Below are 15,153 nucleotides of genomic sequence, written 5' to 3'. Positions count from 1 at the left end.
TCGCGGACCTAGGGTTGGCCGGGTGGACAGACCGAACACGGCATGGGCCGCCCTGAGTTCTAGGCGGTTCCTGATCTCGTCATGGCCGTGGCGGAGCTATGCCTACCTGCTCAGCTCGGTGCCGGTCGGCCTGGTGACGATCGTGGTGCTGTTCGTCGCCGCGGCGCTCGGCACGGTGCTGATCCCGGTCCTGGTCGGGATCATGGTGATTGCCGCGCTGCCGGTGCTCGGGGTGTTGATCGGCATCGTCGAGCGGTGGCGAGCGCGGCTGATGATCCCGGTCGGCGTTCCGAGTCCGCACGCTGCGATGCCCGCCGGGTACACGCTGCGCGCCCGCTTCACCTTCCGCCGCCGCGAGCGCGCTTCGCTGCGGGCACTCGGCTACGGCCTGCTGCTCGGCTTCTTCGTGTGGCCGCTGAGTCTCGCGTTCGCCGGTCTGAGCGCGACTGTGCTGGTCGTGACGCTGCTGGCTCCGTTCATCGCGCAGCACGGTGACATGGGGATGGGGCCGTGGACGCTCAGCTCCTTCGCCGACGGTTTGCTGTTCCTGGTCGCCTTCGGGCCGCCCTGGTACGTCGTCAGCTCCTACATCCTCGGTGCGCTCGCCGGGGCGGAGGCGGAGCTGGCGAAGGCGTTGCTGGGTCCGCGGGAGGAGGAGTTGCGGCGCAACGTGGCAGCGCTGCGGCGGTCCAGGCTGGATCTGGTCGACGCTTTCGAGACCGAGCGCGCGCGGATCGAGCGGCACCTGCACGACGGCGTACAGCAGCGGCTGGTCGGGTTGACGATGACGCTCGGCCTGGCGGAACTCGACCTGCCGGAGGGGGATGGGCGGCGGTTGGTGGTGAAGGCTCATGCGGAGGCCGAGTCGGCGTTAGCGGATCTGCGCGAGGCTGTGCGGGGGATTCATCCGCGGGTGCTGGTCGACCACGGGTTGGAGGCCGCAGTACGGGAGGTGGCTGATCGCAGTCCACTGCCGGTGAGCGTGCGGATGTCACTGCCCGGCCGGTTCCCGACGCCGATCGAGGCGGCGGCGTACTTCGTGGTCAGCGAGGCGCTGGGCAATGTCGCGAAGCATGCGCAGGCGACCCGGTGCGAGGTGGAAGGCTGGGTCTCGGGTGATCGGCTGGTCGTCACGATCACCGACGACGGGGTGGGCGGAGCGACGGTGGACGGTGCTCGTGGCACCGGGTTGACCGGGCTGGTGACCAGGTTGGACGCGTTGGGAGGGACACTCGACCTTTCCAGCCCACTCGGTGGGCCGACCCGACTGAGGATGGAGTGCCCGTGCCGGCTCGACGACTGAGCATCGTCCTGGCTGAGGATTCACTGCTGTTGCGCGAAGGGCTGGCCAGCATCCTGGACCGGGCCGGTCACGAGGTACGGGACTCTGTCGGTGACGCCGACACGTTGCTGGCCGTGGTCCGCAAAGCGCCGCCAGATGTCGTCATCACTGATGTGCGGATGCCGCCGGGGCACAGCGACGAGGGGCTGCGTGCGGCGGCGGCGATCCGGGCCGAGTTCCCGCAGATCGGCATTCTGGTGCTGTCGCAGTACGTCGCCGACGCGTACCTGTCGTCGTTGCTGGAGACAACGACCGGGGGGATCGGGTACCTGCTGAAAGACCGGGTCGGCCACGTGACCGAGTTCCTGGCGTCCCTCGACCAGGTCGCTTCCGGCGGCACGGTGGTCGACCCGGAGGTGGTCCGGCAGTTGCTGGCCCGCCGCCGCGACGACGGTCCGCTGGCCGCGCTGACGCCGCGCGAGCTCGAAGTACTGGCGTTGATGGCCGAGGGCCGGGTGAACTCGTCGATCGCGGAGCAGCTGGTGGTCAGCGAGGCTGCGGTCCGCAAGCACGTCGGCAACATCTTCGCCAAGCTGCAGCTCGACGAAGGTCGCGACCGGCGGGTGTCGGCCGTGCTGACCTACTTGCGCGGCTGAGGGAGGATCTCGGTATGACGTGGGCTGACGAGGGTGACATCCGCAAGGTGCTGGCCGACTGCGAGACCTGGGCGGTGGTCGGCCTGTCCGGCAACACCCGGCGGGCGGCGTACGGCGTGGCGAGGTTTCTGCAGTCGCACGGCAAGCGGATCGTGCCGGTGCATCCGGCCGCCGAGACCGTGCACGGCGAGCAGGGCTACGCCTCGCTGGCCGACATCCCGTTCCCGGTCGACTGTGTCGACGTCTTCGTCCGGTCCGAGCTGGCCGGAGAGATCGCGGACCAGGCGGTGGGAATCAACGCGCGCGCGGTCTGGTTCCAGCTGGATGTGGTGGATCCGGACGCCTACACCCGGACGACGGACGCGGGACTCACGATGGTGATGAACCGCTGCCCGGCGATCGAGTGGGCGCGCCTGGGTCCGTCCTGACCTGTTCCGGCGAACAACTGAGGGGCCCCATGTTCACGATCGACACCTCGACGGCATTCGGCGCGCGGATCGAGCAGCAGCTGACCGACGAGCAGGTGATCTGGCTGACCACCGTCGGCAAATCCGGCACACCGCAGCCGAACCCGGTCTGGTTCGGCTGGAACGGCGCGGAGATCCTCGTCTTCAGCCAGGCCGGCAAGGCCAAGGTGCACAACGTCGCGGGGCAGCCCAGGGTCGCGCTCAACTTCAACGCGACCTTCACCGGCGGCGACGTCGGCGTGATCACCGGCGAGGCCGTCCTGGACGGCAAGCCTGCCACGCCTGACGAGCTGGCCGCCTACAACGCGAAGTACGCCGAAGGTCTGTCCAGCTTGAACATGACCTCCGACGACTTCCACCGCGACTACCCGGTCCTGATCCGGATCAGGCCGGACAAGCTGCGCGGGTTCTAGTTGAGGTAGCCCTCGACGGTCTCGGCGGACCGGGCCTTGGCGGCTTCGGGGTCCTCGCCGAACTCGCGCTTGGCACGGCGCTGGCGGAGCAGGTCCCAGCACTGGTCCAGCTCGACCTCGAGGGCGCTCAGCCGGGTGCGCTCGTCTTCGTCGGTGACGTCGCCGGCGGCGTGCTTGGTGCGGAGATCGTGCTCTTCGGCAACGAGCTCGTCGATCCGGTGGAAAAGGCTCTTGTCGTCGGTCATACCGAAACGGTACGCCCGTCGGGAAGCGACGCCCTGGCCAGGAGCTCGGTGGTGGTGAGAATCGCGAGTGACTCGGCGGCCACCAGCCCGACCAGTACTACGAGTTGCAGCGCGGCGGCCGCGGTCGGCGAGGCGCCGCCCAGCACCATCCCGACGAACGCCCCGGGCAGCGTCACCAGACCGACCGTGCGGGTCTGGTCGAGCGCCGGCAGGAGCGCGTCACCGGCGGTCGGGCCGGCGACCAGCTTGAACGCGTCCGGCGGCATCAACCCGATCGACAGGCCCGCCTCGTACTCCCCGAACCTCGCCCCGTACTCCGACAACAGCCGCCGCCCGGCGAGGGTGGTCGCGTTCATCGAGCCACCGATGATGATGCCGCCGATCGGCAGCAGCGTCTCCGGATTGCGGGGGACGACGCCTGGCAGCAGGAGCAGAAGCAGGACGATTGCCGCGCTGGCTCCGATCGCCAGAGCGCAGTACGCGAGCTGATGCGGTACCACCGCGATCGCGCGGATCCGCCGGGTGCTGGTGATGGTTGCGACCGTCAACATGATCGCGATGAACGCCAGCGCGCCGAGCGTCGACTGCAACGCGAAGCCGACCACAACCCCGACCACCGCGAGTTGCAGCACTGCCCGCAGAGCGGCGGTGACGATGCCCTTGTCGTGCCGCAGCGACGCCCGTCGTGAGGCGACCACGGCGAGCACGATCAGCAGCGGCAGCACCACGACCGCGGCGAGGCCGAGGCCGGTGTCGGTGGACATCAGCCAGTCACGAAGTCCGCTTCGTCGTAGGAGTGCTCGGCGCGCTCACCGCTGTCCACCTTGGCCGCTTCGTCGGCGCGCAGCTCGACCCGCCGGATCTTGCCCGAGATCGTCTTCGGCAGCTCGGCGAACTCGATCCGCCGGATCCGCTTGTACGGCGCCAGGTGGTCGCGGCAGAACTGCAGGATGTCGGCGGCGAGTTCGCGTGACGGCTCCCGCCCACCCGCCAGTACGACGTACGCCTTCGGCACCGCCAACCGGACCGGGTCGGGCGACGGCACCACCGCGGCCTCGGCGACGGCCGGGTGCTCGATCAGCACCGACTCCAGCTCGAACGGCGAGATCCGGTAGTCACTGGCCTTGAACACGTCGTCGGAGCGGCCGACGTACGTGATGTAGCCGTCCTCGTCGCGGCTCGCGACGTCGCCGGTGTGGTAGAAACCGCCCCGCATCGCCTCGGCGGTCATCTCCTCGGCATCGCGGTAGCCGACCATCAGCGGGACCGGCGGGGGAGCGAGCTCGATGCAGATCTCGCCGTCGTCGCCGACCTCGTCGGTGGACGGGTCGACCAAGGCGATCGAGTACCCCGGGAGCGGCCGGCCCATCGAGCCGAGCTTGACCTCCTGACCAGGCGTGTTGCCGATCTGCGCGGTCGTCTCGGTCTGCCCGTAGCCGTCGCGGATGGTGATGCCCCAGGCGTTGCGGACCTGCTCGATCACCTCGGGGTTGAGCGGCTCGCCGGCCGAGATGCACTCCCGGATGGCGACCTCGACCGCGGACAGATCCGCCTGGATCAGCATCCGCCAGACGGTCGGCGGCGCGCAGAAGGTGGTCACGCCGTAGGTCTGCAGGACCTGCAGCATCTTCTCGGCGTCGAAGCGGGTGTAGTTGTAGAGGAAGACGGTCGCGCCGGCGTTCCAGGGCGCGAAGACGTTGCTCCAGGAGTGCTTGGCCCAGCCGGGGGACGAGACGTTGAGGTGCACGTCGCCGGGTTGCAGGCCGATCCAATACATGGTCGACAGGTGGCCGACGGGGTAGCTCACCTGGGTGTGCTCCACCAGCTTGGGCTGGCTCGTCGTACCGGAGGTGAAGTAGAGCAGCAGCGAGTCGTCGGCCTTGGTATCCGGCTGCGGATCCTCGCCCTGGAAGTCGCGCGAATCGTCGTAATCGAGCCAGTTGTCCACAGCTCCACCGACGCTGACCCGGATGCAGTCATCGGCGATACCCTCATATCTGGACGCATCCGCACTGCTCGTCACCACAGCCCGTACTGCGCCGCGCGTGATCCGGTCGGCCAGATCGGCGTCGGTCAGCAGCGTCGTGGCCGGGATCATCACCGCGCCGGCCCGGATGCAGCCGAGCATCACCTCCCACAGCGGGACGGTGTTGCCGAGCACGATCAGCACCCGGTCGCCTTGCTTCAGCCCGGCCGCCGTGAGCCATCCAGCCACCTGGCGGGAGCGCTCGGCCATCTCCGCGTAGGTCAGCGAGTTGACCTCGCCGTCCTCCTCGACGATGGTCAGCGCGGCCACCTCGGCCTGCTCGACCGCCAGCGCGTCGAACCAGTCCCGGGCCCAGTTGAACCGCTCGAACACCGGCCAGCTGAACTCGCGGTACGCGGTCTCGTAGTCCTCGCGGCAGGCGACCAGGAAGTCCCGCGCGTCCCGGAAGGTGCGGGTGTTGTCCGAGGTGCTCTGTTCCTGGCTCATGCCCGCACTCTTCCCCAGCCCGCCGACATCGGCAAACGCTGGTTTGCGTGACGACCTGGATTGTGACTAAAGTCGAACGCATGTTCGATCCTTGGTCTGTTCCGTGGGTGCGCTGGCCGTCGTGCCCGGCTTGCTCGCCCCGGTCTTCTCGGCCGTCCCGGTCGTCTCGGCCTTCAGGCGAGGCTGACGGCCAGGACGGCTCCGGTGAGGACGAGGGGCGTCAGGATCAGGCCGCGCCAGAGGAAGGACCACCAGGAGATGTGGATCCCGGCGGCGCGGCATCGGTCGCGCCACAGCAGGGTGGCCAGGGAGCCCCAGAGGGTGAGCAGGCAGCCGGTGTTCACCCCGATCAGGAGCAGCATCATCCGGGTGCCGTCCGCCGCGGCCACCGGCTCCATCGCCAGGTACGCCGGCAGGTTGTCGACCACGTTCGCGCCGAGAGCCGCCGTGCCGGTCAGCCGCAGGTGTGCAGCCAGGCCGCCCGGGGAGGTGCCGGCGATGTCGCTGAGCAGACCCTCCAGCCCGTGGGCGGTGAGCGCGCCGACGACCAGGAACAGTCCGACCACCGTGACCACCAGCCGCCACGGCACCAGCGACCAGTTCAGCTCGCCGCGCCGGCGTACGGCGAAGAGCACAAGCAGCACGAGCGCGCCCGCGGTAGCCGGCCAAGCGGGGTCGATACCGGTGACGAAGGCGGGGCCGAGCGCGAGACACACCGCGGCGGAGCCCCAGAACAGCACCTTGTCATCCAGATCGGGCGTCGGCGGTACGACGTAGGTCCGGCGCAGGTCCTTGTGGAACAGCGCCGCGAGGACCGCGACCGTGATCAGGATCGCGGCGATCGCCGGCCGCCAGCTGAGCCCGAGGTAGTCGCCGAGCCCCAGACCGAGCTTGTCGAACTGGTGCAGCGCGAGCAGGTTGGTGAGATTGGACACCGGCAGCAGCATCGACGCCGTGCCGGCCAGCCAGACGGTGGTGAAGGCGAAGAGTTTCGGCGGGATGTCGAGCTGGCGCGCCATCGCGAGCACCACCGGGGTGAGCAGCACCGCACAGGTGTCCAGCGACAGCACGATGGTCAGGGCGGTGGCGAGCGTGACCACCAGCAGCCACAGCCGCCAGACGCTGCCGCGGGCGAGATGGGCTGCCTCCCGCGCGGCGACCTCGAAGACCTTCGCGGCGTCGGCGAGCCCGGCGATCATCGTCACGGCGACCAGGAAGACCAGCACCGGCGCGATCCGTTCGATCACGTCGAGCGCCTCCGACGGGCCGAGCAGGCCGGTGACGAGCGCAACAATCCCGCCGAGCGCACTCAACCACCACATGGAATTGCCGCCCTCCGAAGTCCGCTGTGTGAGTACGCTGGCCGCGTGACAGTGCCGGAGCAGCCTCAGCGACCGGCCCAGTATGCCGTGGAGCACCCCGACGGCTATCCGGCGGAGTACGAAGCGGATGTGGTCCTGCGCGACGGGGCGACAGCACACTTGCGGCCGATCACTCCCGGTGATGCCGAGCTGCTGGTGGCCTTCTACGCGCGGGTCTCCGAGCAGTCGAAGTACTACCGCTTCTTCGCGCCGTATCCGCAGCTGTCCGACCGGGACGTGGCGCGGTTCACCCAGGTCGACTACGTGGACCGGCTGGCGCTGATCGTGACGGTCGGCGACGCGATGATCGGCGTCGGCCGGTACGAGCGGACCGGGCGGCGAACCGCCGAGGTCGCCTTCCTGATCGAGGACGCGCACCAGGGCCGGGGCCTGGGGCAACTGTTTCTCGAGCACCTGGCGCAGGCTGCCCGCGAGCACGGCATCACCCGGTTCATCGCCGAGGTGTTGCCGGACAACCGCAAGATGATCACCGTCTTCACCGAGGCCGGCTACAAGGTCATGCGGGAGTTCGAGGACGGCGTGATCATGGTCGAGTTCGACATCGCGCCGACCGACACGTCGTTCGGGGTGATGCAGGCCCGCGAGCAGCGCTCAGAGGCGCTTTCGATCGCCCGGCTGCTGTCCCCGGCGGGGGTTGCCGTGATCGGGGCGTCGCGGCGTGAGGGCACGATCGGCAACGCGCTGCTGCGCAACCTGCGCGACGGCGGATTCCCGGGGCGGCTCTATGCGGTGAACACGGACACGCAGGCCGACGAGATCGACGGCGTACCGGCGTACCCGACGATTCGGGATGTCGATGGTCCGGTGGATCTGGCCGTGGTCGCGGTGCGCGCCGAGATGGTGGCCGACGTCATCCTGGACTGCGCGGCCAAAGGTGTGCGCGGGCTGGTGGTGGTGTCGAGCGGGTTCGCCGAGATCGGCGACGAGGGCCGCAAACGGCAGCGCTATCTGGTCGGCCTGGCCCGGTCGTACGGGATGCGGGTGATCGGGCCCAACGCGCTCGGCGTGATCAACACCGCCGTCGGCGTCAGTCTGAACGCGACGCTTTCCCCGCTGATGCCCGGTCGCGGCCGGGTTGCTTTCTTCTGCCAGTCCGGTGCACTCGGTGTGTCGATCCTCGCCGACATGGTCGGCCGTGGGCTGGGCCTGTCGAGCTTCGTCTCGGCCGGCAACCGGGCCGATGTCTCCGGCAACGACCTGATGCAGTACTGGTACTCCGACGAGGCGACCGAGGTCGTCCTGCTCTACCTGGAGTCCCTGGGCAACCCGCGCAAGTTCAGCCGGGTCGCCCGGCGGTTGGCCGGCCGCAAGCCGGTGATCGCGCTGAAGTCCGGCCGCGCCACCCAGGGCGTTCCGCTCGGCCACACGGTCCGGCGCAGCACGTTGCCATCAGCAACGGTCGACTCGCTGTTCCGGCAGAGCGGGCTGATCGGTGTCGACACGCCCGGCGAGTTGTTCGACGTCGCCCAGTTGATGGCGCACCAGCCGCTGCCGAAGGGCCGGCGGATCGCGATCGTGAGCAACTCCGACGCGCTCACCCTGCTCGCCCTCGACTCGGTCGCCGGCTACGGGCTCGACGTCGCGGGGGAGCCACGCACCCTCAACGCCGAAGCGACCGCCGCCGACTTCGGCGTCGCGCTGGGCGAGGTCTTCGCTGACGACCGGGTCGACTCGGTCATCGTGATCTTCACCCCGCCGGTCCACTCGAACGGCGCCGAGGTCGCCCGGGTCCTAGCTGCCGCGGCCGCCGGCTCTGACAAGCCGGTCGTCTCCACGTTCCTGGCCTCCCGCAGCGTCCCCGAGCAGCTGCGTGTGCCTGACGAGCACGGTGGCGCCGCGCGAGGCTCGATCCCGTCCTTCTCGTCCCCGCAGTACGCCGTCGGGGCGCTCGCGAAAGCAACGGAGTACGCGGAGTGGCGTCGCCGCGCCGACAGCAGGATCCCCGACCTTCCCGACGTCGACACTGCCGGCGCGGAAGACTTCGTCGCCGAGTTCCTCCAGCGGCACCCCAAAGGCGCCGACCTGAACGACGCCGACCGGCAACGCCTGTTGAGCTTCTACGACATCAGCGTGCTCCCCGCCTTCCCGGTCCTCTCGGCCGACGAGGCAGTAGCCCGCGCCGCCGACCTGGGCTTCGAGGTGATCCTCAAAGCAACCGCCGAGCAATGGCGGATGCGCCCCGACCTGGCCGACATCTGGCGCCACATCCACGACGAAGACGATATGCGCGAAGCGTGGGACGTGATGATCCACACCTTCGGCGTCGCCTCCGACCCCGGCCGCGCGCAGTTCGTCGTCCAGAAGATGGCGCCCCCCGGCGTACCGGTGGTGATCTCGGCCCTGGAAGACGTTGCCTTCGGCCCCGTGATCTCCTTCGGCCTGTCCGGCGTCGCCACCGACCTCCTCGGCGACCGTGCCTACCGGATGCCACCCCTCACCACGGTCGACGCCGCCGAGATGGTCCGCGAGGTCCGGGCCTCGCCGCTCCTCTACGGCTACCGGGGCTCCGACCCGGTCGACATTCCAGCCATCGAAAACCTCCTCCACCGAGTCTCGCGCCTCACCTTGGAGCTCGAAGAGGTAGTCCGCTGCGACCTGCGCTCGGTACTGGTGGCGGCCCAGGGGGCCACGATTCTCGACACCACCATCCGCATCGCACCCAACGAAAAGCCTCGGCAGGACACTCCCGCCCGCCGTCTCACCTGACCTCAACCGAACAGGCAGCACCCGCCGTCGGCCGAGGCGACATGGCCCGAAGATCTCGTCGACCGCCAGCCGCGAGGATCTCGTCGACGGCCAGCCGCGAGGCACGCAGCTCGCCCGCCACAGAGGACGGATGACCGGACCCTGCCAGGTCCACCGCCCGAGCCGGCAGCTTGCAATAGCGTTTGGCGAAGGAGGCGATCCAGATGATTTTCCGGCGCAAGCGCACCAGCAACAGTTCCGGCGGGCGGCAGCCCGACCTCGTGCTCGATGGCTCGTGGACCTGCGAGCTCTACGACTGCGGACCGGTCAGAGTGCCTGCCCGCCCGGATGTCGACGCGTTCCTAGCGCAACAGCCCATGCCGTCGGTCCGCCCTGGTGACGCCGGCCTCGCCAGTTTCGTGGGTGATGACGACGAATTGATGCGGGCGATGTGGTGCTACGTGCTCCTGCACCATCCGGACTCCGCAGTGCGGCGCGAGTGCCTGCGTTCACCGCACCTCGTCCCCAATTCGGCGCTCATCCCTGACCGCGTCGCCGACCTGCTCCTGGATCGCGAGGTCGCACACGAGGCAGCGGCAACCGTCTGGCGGCTGCCGGACGCCGGGCTGCGGATGGTGCTGAACATCGTGCTGTCCCGTGGTCTCGTGGCGTCAGGATTCACGTCAGGGGAGACCAGAAGCGCACTGAACCTCCTACGGCACGCCTGCCCACCTGATCGGCTGGCGGCGCTCGAAGCCGGGCCGACCGTGGAGCAGCAGGACACCTCACTCGATGTCTTCGGTACGGCGTCGCGGCTGGTCGAGCTCTGTGCTGCCGCCGACTGGGAGTACAACGCCCTCGACGAACGACAGCGTGACCTTCGCTCCAACGACAACTACCTGGACCGCCTGCTGACCTCAGGCGAGACGCCGGAGCCTGCGCTGGCCAACGCCGTCGCGATCCGGCGTATCGGCCACCGGCTCAACGAGACGGGCGGGACCGCCCTCATGCGTGAGGTCGCCTCATGCGCCGGAGATCTGAGCGACCAGGGAATGGCCGAACGCAATCTCAACCGATGGTGGGACAAGATCGGCGACTGGATGGCCTGACGCCAGCAGGCGCACTCCGACCGCAGACGCGCTGCCCACCGGCGCCAGTGGCATCTGGCAACATGCGCGGCGAGTCCACTCCGGACAGAGCTGTTCGACGTACTGCGCGATGAGCCAACTGGTGTGGCTAGAAGATCGCCATCGGGTTGACCGGTACCCCGGTAGCGCCGTGCAGCCGGGGTGGCGCGATCGACAGCAGGAACGTGTAGCGGCCAAGCTCTGCGCAGGTCGCGGCGAGTTCCTCGACCGCGACTCCGTCGATCAGCGGCAGGCCGAGGTGGGCCAGGCCGATCTGGTGCAGCGGCATCGGCACCTGCGGGTCGAGCGGCGGGAAGGCGTCTCCGATGTCACCGGCGTAGAGGGCGACATCGCGCCGCTGCAGCCAGGTGACGGCGTCCACGGTCAGGCCGGGTGTCGGTGCTTTGTCTCCCCAGGTGAAGGTCCAGCCGCCGCGCACCACCACGGCATCGCCGGGCTCCAGGACGACTCCGCTGCGGCGCTCGGCGGCTTCGAGGTCGGCGGCCGTGACCGGGTGTGCGGGCGGCAGTCGATCACCGGGGGCCAGATCCAGTAGCACTCCGCGGGTCAGCACGCCGCTGGCGAACGCCGTCGTCGAGCCGTGCTGCACCCCGGCCGCGGTGACTGCTTCCGTCAACGGTCGCCCGGGGTAGACGAGTCCATCGACCGGAACGTGGACCAGCGCGTCGAGATGAGTCAGCGCGGGGTGGTGCGGAGTCAGGATGAGAACCTCGGCCATACCCATCGGCGGCGTACCGGTGTAGAGCATCGCCTGTTGCACCGCAGGAGATGCGGGCCCGGGTGGAGCGAACGGACCGCCGGCCATCGATGCGGGTTCCACCGGCATGGCCAGCGACACCCAGCGTCCGGTCCGTGCCTGGGCCACGGCTCGTGCGCGGACCTCATCGGTAATCAGGTTCAAGGTACCCAGCTCGTCGTCCGCGCCCCAGCGTCCTCGGTTGCTAGGGAGGTCGGCATTCGGGGACTGCGTTTTCGGGTCCGGTGTCTCGGTAACGCGCTCGGTAGTCATATGCTTAGCCTATCGAATAGTTCGATGATCGAAGGAAAATGCTGGGGTGAGATGGCCGACATGAGCGAAGACGCGACCCACGGAGTACCGGCGGAGATCGCGGAACTGGACCCCGCCACCGACGCCGTCCGCGCCCTGATCGACGCCTCCCAGGACCTCGCAGGGCGGATGGCGCGCGTAATGGGCATGAACGCCTCCGACATGAGGGCGATCCTGCTGCTCAGCGAGAACGAAGCCCTGGGTGCATCCGACCTCGCGGACCGGCTGGGACTGGCAATGGCATCAACCACCGCACTGGTCGACCGACTAGAGCGTGCCGGCCACGTCAAACGGGTTCGCGACAGCGTCGATCGCCGCCGGGTCACCATCACCGGTACGACGGCGGCGCGGATCGCCGTCCTGACGGCCTGGGTGCCGGCAATCCAGACGATCGACGAGGTCTGCCAGTCGCTCACCGATACTGAGCGACAGTTCGCGCTGGATCTGTTGGGCCGGCTGACCACAGCCATTCAGGCCGGCGGGCGTTCCTGACCCGCCAAGCGATCGGCCACTTGGGTGAGTCGGCCCACTCGCGGCGTCGAGAGAATAAATCGTGCCGACTCCGCGGCAGTGCCGCCGTACGATCAGGAATTCTGCTCGAGCGGCGCTTACCGAGGTGGAGTTGATGGGTGCAGGCGAGCCGGACGTCGCGCGGTGGTTGGCTACGGCGTTCGGGCTGGGCGAGGCGGTCGAGATGTTGCCTACGGCGCGGGGTGCCATGGGGGCCGTCTGGCGGTTGAAGACCACCGCAGGCGTGTTCGCGGCCAAGGAGTTGTTCTGGTTCGACGGTGATCTGGCGGCGGTTCGGGCGGAGGTTGCGTTTCGGGCTGCTTGTGCGGAGGTTGGGGTGCGGAGTCCTGAGCCGTTGGCTGGCGTCGACGGGGAGTACGTCGTACGGCGGGGCGAGGGCTGGTGGCGGCTGTACGAGTGGGCTGAAGGTGAGGTGCCTGATGGGGACGATGTCGAGGTTGCTTGCTGGGTGGCGAGCCAGATGGCGGTGATCCATACGCTCGACTGGCCTGGCGGGGAGGTCGAGATCGCGCCCTGGTACCACCGGGTGGATGTCGACTGGGCGGCGCTGATTGAGGCCGCGGATCAGGCGAAGATCGCGTGGGCCGTGGATCTGCGTGAGCTTCGGCCGCGGTTGGGGGAGCTCACTGCGCTGGTCAACGCGATGCCGACCGGCGAGCAGGTGTGGTGCCATCGAGATCTTGCGAACTCGAACGTACTCCGGGCGACAGTTGCGGGAGGCAACTGGTTGGTTGATTGGGACAACGTCGGGCCGTTGGCGCCGGAGCGCGAGCTTGGCGCGTTGCTGCTGCGTGAGATCGAGCGGCCGGAGGCTTTTGGGCGGGTTCTCAGCGCCTACCGTAAGGCCGGTGGGCCGGCGGAGATCGATGGGCCGGGCGGGTTCGCCACTGGGGTCGCGATCTGGCTCAACTTCCTTCACGGTCAGGGCATGGCGGCCCTCGATACCGAGTTGGCTGAACAGCATCGCGAGTACGCCGAGGAGCAGGTGTGCGGGCTGCTGGTCTCGCTGCCGGAGCTCGCAACTCTCCAGCGAGCTGCCGAAGCAGCACGGCGATAGCTTGACTCCAACCGAGCGCTGGTTTCCCGTTGCAGGCCAGCGCCGCCTCAGCTGAGGCGGCGGTAGATGCCAGCGGTGCGGGTGAGTAGGCGGTTGTCGACCAGGAGGCGGCGGAGGGCTGCGTGGTCGGGGTGCCAGGCGTTGAGGACGGTGTTGACCTCGGGCTCCGGGTAGTCCCGGTCGGGGTCGAAGGACGTCACGAGGTACTCGAGCACGATCCGGGTCTTGGCCGGGAAGGTCGGGAAATGGGTCAGGCGGCCGTCGCGGATGAAGGCGCGGAGGACGGCGTCGCGGGCCGGGTCAGGGTCGAGGGACTCGATCTCGGGGCGGGCGCTGCGGGCTGCTTGTTTGAAGACGTCCTCGACGGCGTGCAGGCCGTCGGCGGAGGCGGTGAGGAGTCCGGTTTTCAGGAGGCGTTGGGCTGACTTGCCGACGACGGCGGGGGACAGGCCGGTGGCTGCGGCGATCTGGTCCGGAGTACGCGCGCCGAGGACGATGGCGGAGTACGTGCGCAGGCGAGCCGGTTCGGCCAGGGATCCGCAGAGCAAATCGGCATTCATGTCTTCCAACGTAATGTCGGCGGCAACCGATTTTCGGGGTGGTGCTAGACAGGTCCCATGACCGCAGAGCAGCTGCAACCTGGGCCCCACAACGCGATTACGGATGTCTCCGGTGTTCTGGTCGGGCAGGTGGAGCGCACTGATGCGCCGTACCTGACCGGTACTACGGTCGTGCACGTCCCGGAGGGTGCGGTGGCGGGAGTCGACGTTCGCGGAGGTGCGCCGGGGACGCGCGAGACCGATCTGCTGGATCCGGTCAACTCCAATCCTGGGGTCAACGCCATCGTGTTGACCGGTGGGAGCGCGTTCGGGCTGGACGCGGCTTCGGGGGTGATGCGTGCGCTGGAGGAGCAGGGGCAGGGGATCCGGGTCGGGGCGGGGGAGCGGGACGTCGTACCGATCGTGCCTGCGGCGGTGATCTTCGATCTCGGGCGTGGGGGTGGGTTTCAGGCGCGGCCGGATGCTGACTGGGGGCGGGAGGCGTTGGCCGCTGCCACCGGCGGGGCGGTTGCTGAGGGCAACTATGGGGCGGGTGCTGGGGCTCGGGCCGGTGGGTTGAAGGGTGGGGTTGGGACGGCGAGTGTGCGGTTGGCTGACGGTACGACGGTGGGTGCGTTGGTGATCGTCAATGCGGCTGGGTCGGCTGTTGACTCGCGGGGTCGGCTGTATGGCGATCGGTATGGGTTGGGGGAGGAGTTCGCTTTTCTTCGTACGCCGACTGAGGCGCCGCCGGAGCTGCCTGGGCGGATTCCTGGGATGAACACGGTGATCGCGGTTGTCGCCACTGATGCTTCGCTGGACAAGGCTGCGGCGAAGCGGATGGCGATGGTTGCTCATGATGGGTTGGCTCGCGCGCTGGATCCTATTCACACGTTGCTCGACGGGGACTCGATCTTCGCGTTGTCCACTGGCAAGGGTGAGCGGTTGAGTGTCACCGATCCGGCGGCGTTGTTGCGGTTGGAGGGGATCTTCGGGGCTGGTGCGCGGACGCTGTCGCGGGCGATCGTGCGCGCGATGCTGGCGGCTGAGACTGTTGATCCTCCGGCGGGGAAGATCATCAGCTATCGCGAGGCTTACCCGTCGGCTTTCGCGGCGGAGTAGGCGCGGGCGTACGACTCCAGTACTACGTGCTGGGGTTGATGGGTCGCCGAAAGGTGCATTCAAGACAGGTCTTGGGGCCGACGTTGCGGCGGGCGAGTCCCGGAA

15 protein-coding genes are annotated in these 15,153 nt (G+C 68.7%); 9 read left to right on the top strand and 6 right to left on the bottom strand.

Features of this window, described 5'->3' with window-relative positions; all coding sequences use genetic code 11:
- Positions 1-22: 22 nt before the first annotated feature.
- The 4 genes from AB0P21_RS02095 to AB0P21_RS02080 are packed head-to-tail and all read left to right on the top strand — an operon-like array spanning position 23 to position 2,818.
- On the top strand, positions 23-1,303 hold the full coding sequence (locus AB0P21_RS02095; RefSeq protein ID WP_363693086.1) for a sensor domain-containing protein: 1,281 nt from the start codon (positions 23-25) through the stop codon (positions 1,301-1,303).
- Entirely contained in the window at positions 1,285-1,938 is a 654-nt protein-coding gene (locus AB0P21_RS02090) for a response regulator transcription factor (protein ID WP_363693085.1), read from the top strand. Before AB0P21_RS02095 ends, AB0P21_RS02090 begins: the two co-directional genes overlap by 19 nt.
- Before the next feature lie 14 nt (positions 1,939-1,952).
- Positions 1,953-2,366 (top strand): CoA-binding protein, encoded by a 414-nt coding sequence (locus AB0P21_RS02085; RefSeq protein ID WP_363693084.1) that lies wholly within the window; start codon positions 1,953-1,955, stop codon positions 2,364-2,366.
- Positions 2,367-2,395: 29 nt separating this feature from the next.
- The gene (locus AB0P21_RS02080; protein WP_363693083.1) at positions 2,396-2,818 is read left to right on the top strand and encodes a TIGR03667 family PPOX class F420-dependent oxidoreductase; all 423 of its coding nucleotides are present in this window, start codon (positions 2,396-2,398) and stop codon (positions 2,816-2,818) included.
- On the opposite strand, the gene AB0P21_RS02075 is transcribed toward AB0P21_RS02080, so the two are convergent.
- The 4 genes from AB0P21_RS02075 to AB0P21_RS02060 form a co-directional block, all read right to left on the bottom strand.
- The gene (locus AB0P21_RS02075) at positions 2,815-3,063 is read right to left on the bottom strand and encodes a DUF2630 family protein (protein ID WP_363693081.1); all 249 of its coding nucleotides are present in this window, start codon (positions 3,061-3,063) and stop codon (positions 2,815-2,817) included. The two genes, AB0P21_RS02080 and AB0P21_RS02075, sit on opposite strands and share 4 nt — an antisense overlap.
- Positions 3,060-3,827: an ABC transporter permease gene (locus AB0P21_RS02070; RefSeq protein ID WP_363693080.1), complete on the bottom strand. Its 768-nt coding sequence runs from the start codon at positions 3,825-3,827 to the stop codon at positions 3,060-3,062. Before AB0P21_RS02070 ends, AB0P21_RS02075 begins: the two co-directional genes overlap by 4 nt.
- Complete coding sequence (locus AB0P21_RS02065) at positions 3,827-5,536, bottom strand: AMP-binding protein (protein ID WP_363693079.1); 1,710 nt, start codon at positions 5,534-5,536, stop codon at positions 3,827-3,829. The genes AB0P21_RS02070 and AB0P21_RS02065 overlap by 1 nt, the downstream gene beginning before the upstream one ends.
- Before the next feature lie 173 nt (positions 5,537-5,709).
- On the bottom strand, positions 5,710-6,858 hold the full coding sequence (locus tag AB0P21_RS02060; protein ID WP_363693078.1) for an SLC13 family permease: 1,149 nt from the start codon (positions 6,856-6,858) through the stop codon (positions 5,710-5,712).
- Positions 6,859-6,903: 45 nt separating this feature from the next.
- Between AB0P21_RS02060 and AB0P21_RS02055 the strand changes: the two genes are divergently transcribed.
- Both AB0P21_RS02055 and AB0P21_RS02050 read left to right on the top strand, forming a co-directional pair.
- Positions 6,904-9,624: a GNAT family N-acetyltransferase gene (locus AB0P21_RS02055; RefSeq protein ID WP_363693077.1), complete on the top strand. Its 2,721-nt coding sequence runs from the start codon at positions 6,904-6,906 to the stop codon at positions 9,622-9,624.
- A 203-nt stretch (positions 9,625-9,827) separates the two neighbouring features.
- Positions 9,828-10,712, top strand: a complete 885-nt coding sequence (locus tag AB0P21_RS02050; protein WP_363693076.1) for a hypothetical protein — start codon at positions 9,828-9,830, stop codon at positions 10,710-10,712.
- Positions 10,713-10,839: 127 nt separating this feature from the next.
- Here AB0P21_RS02050 and AB0P21_RS02045 read toward each other — a convergent pair whose 3' ends face one another.
- Positions 10,840-11,760, bottom strand: a complete 921-nt coding sequence (locus tag AB0P21_RS02045) for a cyclase family protein (RefSeq protein WP_363693075.1) — start codon at positions 11,758-11,760, stop codon at positions 10,840-10,842.
- 24 nt (positions 11,761-11,784) lie between these two features.
- On the opposite strand from AB0P21_RS02045, the gene AB0P21_RS02040 reads away from it, so the two are divergent.
- Entirely contained in the window at positions 11,785-12,291 is a 507-nt protein-coding gene (locus AB0P21_RS02040) for a MarR family winged helix-turn-helix transcriptional regulator (protein WP_363693074.1), read from the top strand.
- 133 nt (positions 12,292-12,424) lie between these two features.
- Positions 12,425-13,387: a phosphotransferase gene (locus tag AB0P21_RS02035; protein ID WP_363693073.1), complete on the top strand. Its 963-nt coding sequence runs from the start codon at positions 12,425-12,427 to the stop codon at positions 13,385-13,387.
- Between the two features lie 47 nt (positions 13,388-13,434).
- On the opposite strand, the gene AB0P21_RS02030 is transcribed toward AB0P21_RS02035, so the two are convergent.
- A complete protein-coding gene (locus AB0P21_RS02030) occupies positions 13,435-13,947 on the bottom strand; it encodes a DUF2087 domain-containing protein (protein ID WP_363693072.1) in 513 nt (170 codons plus the stop codon).
- A 57-nt stretch (positions 13,948-14,004) separates the two neighbouring features.
- Here AB0P21_RS02030 and AB0P21_RS02025 point away from each other — a divergent pair, with 57 nt between their 5' ends.
- Positions 14,005-15,048, top strand: a complete 1,044-nt coding sequence (locus tag AB0P21_RS02025) for a P1 family peptidase (RefSeq protein WP_363693071.1) — start codon at positions 14,005-14,007, stop codon at positions 15,046-15,048.
- Positions 15,049-15,153 lie beyond the last annotated feature (105 nt).

This window comes from Kribbella sp. NPDC056861 (assembly GCF_040687575.1).
Classification (GTDB): domain Bacteria; phylum Actinomycetota; class Actinomycetes; order Propionibacteriales; family Kribbellaceae; genus Kribbella.
The sequence above is the reverse complement of the archived record's forward strand: the minus strand, read 5'-3'. Positions and strand labels throughout refer to the sequence as shown.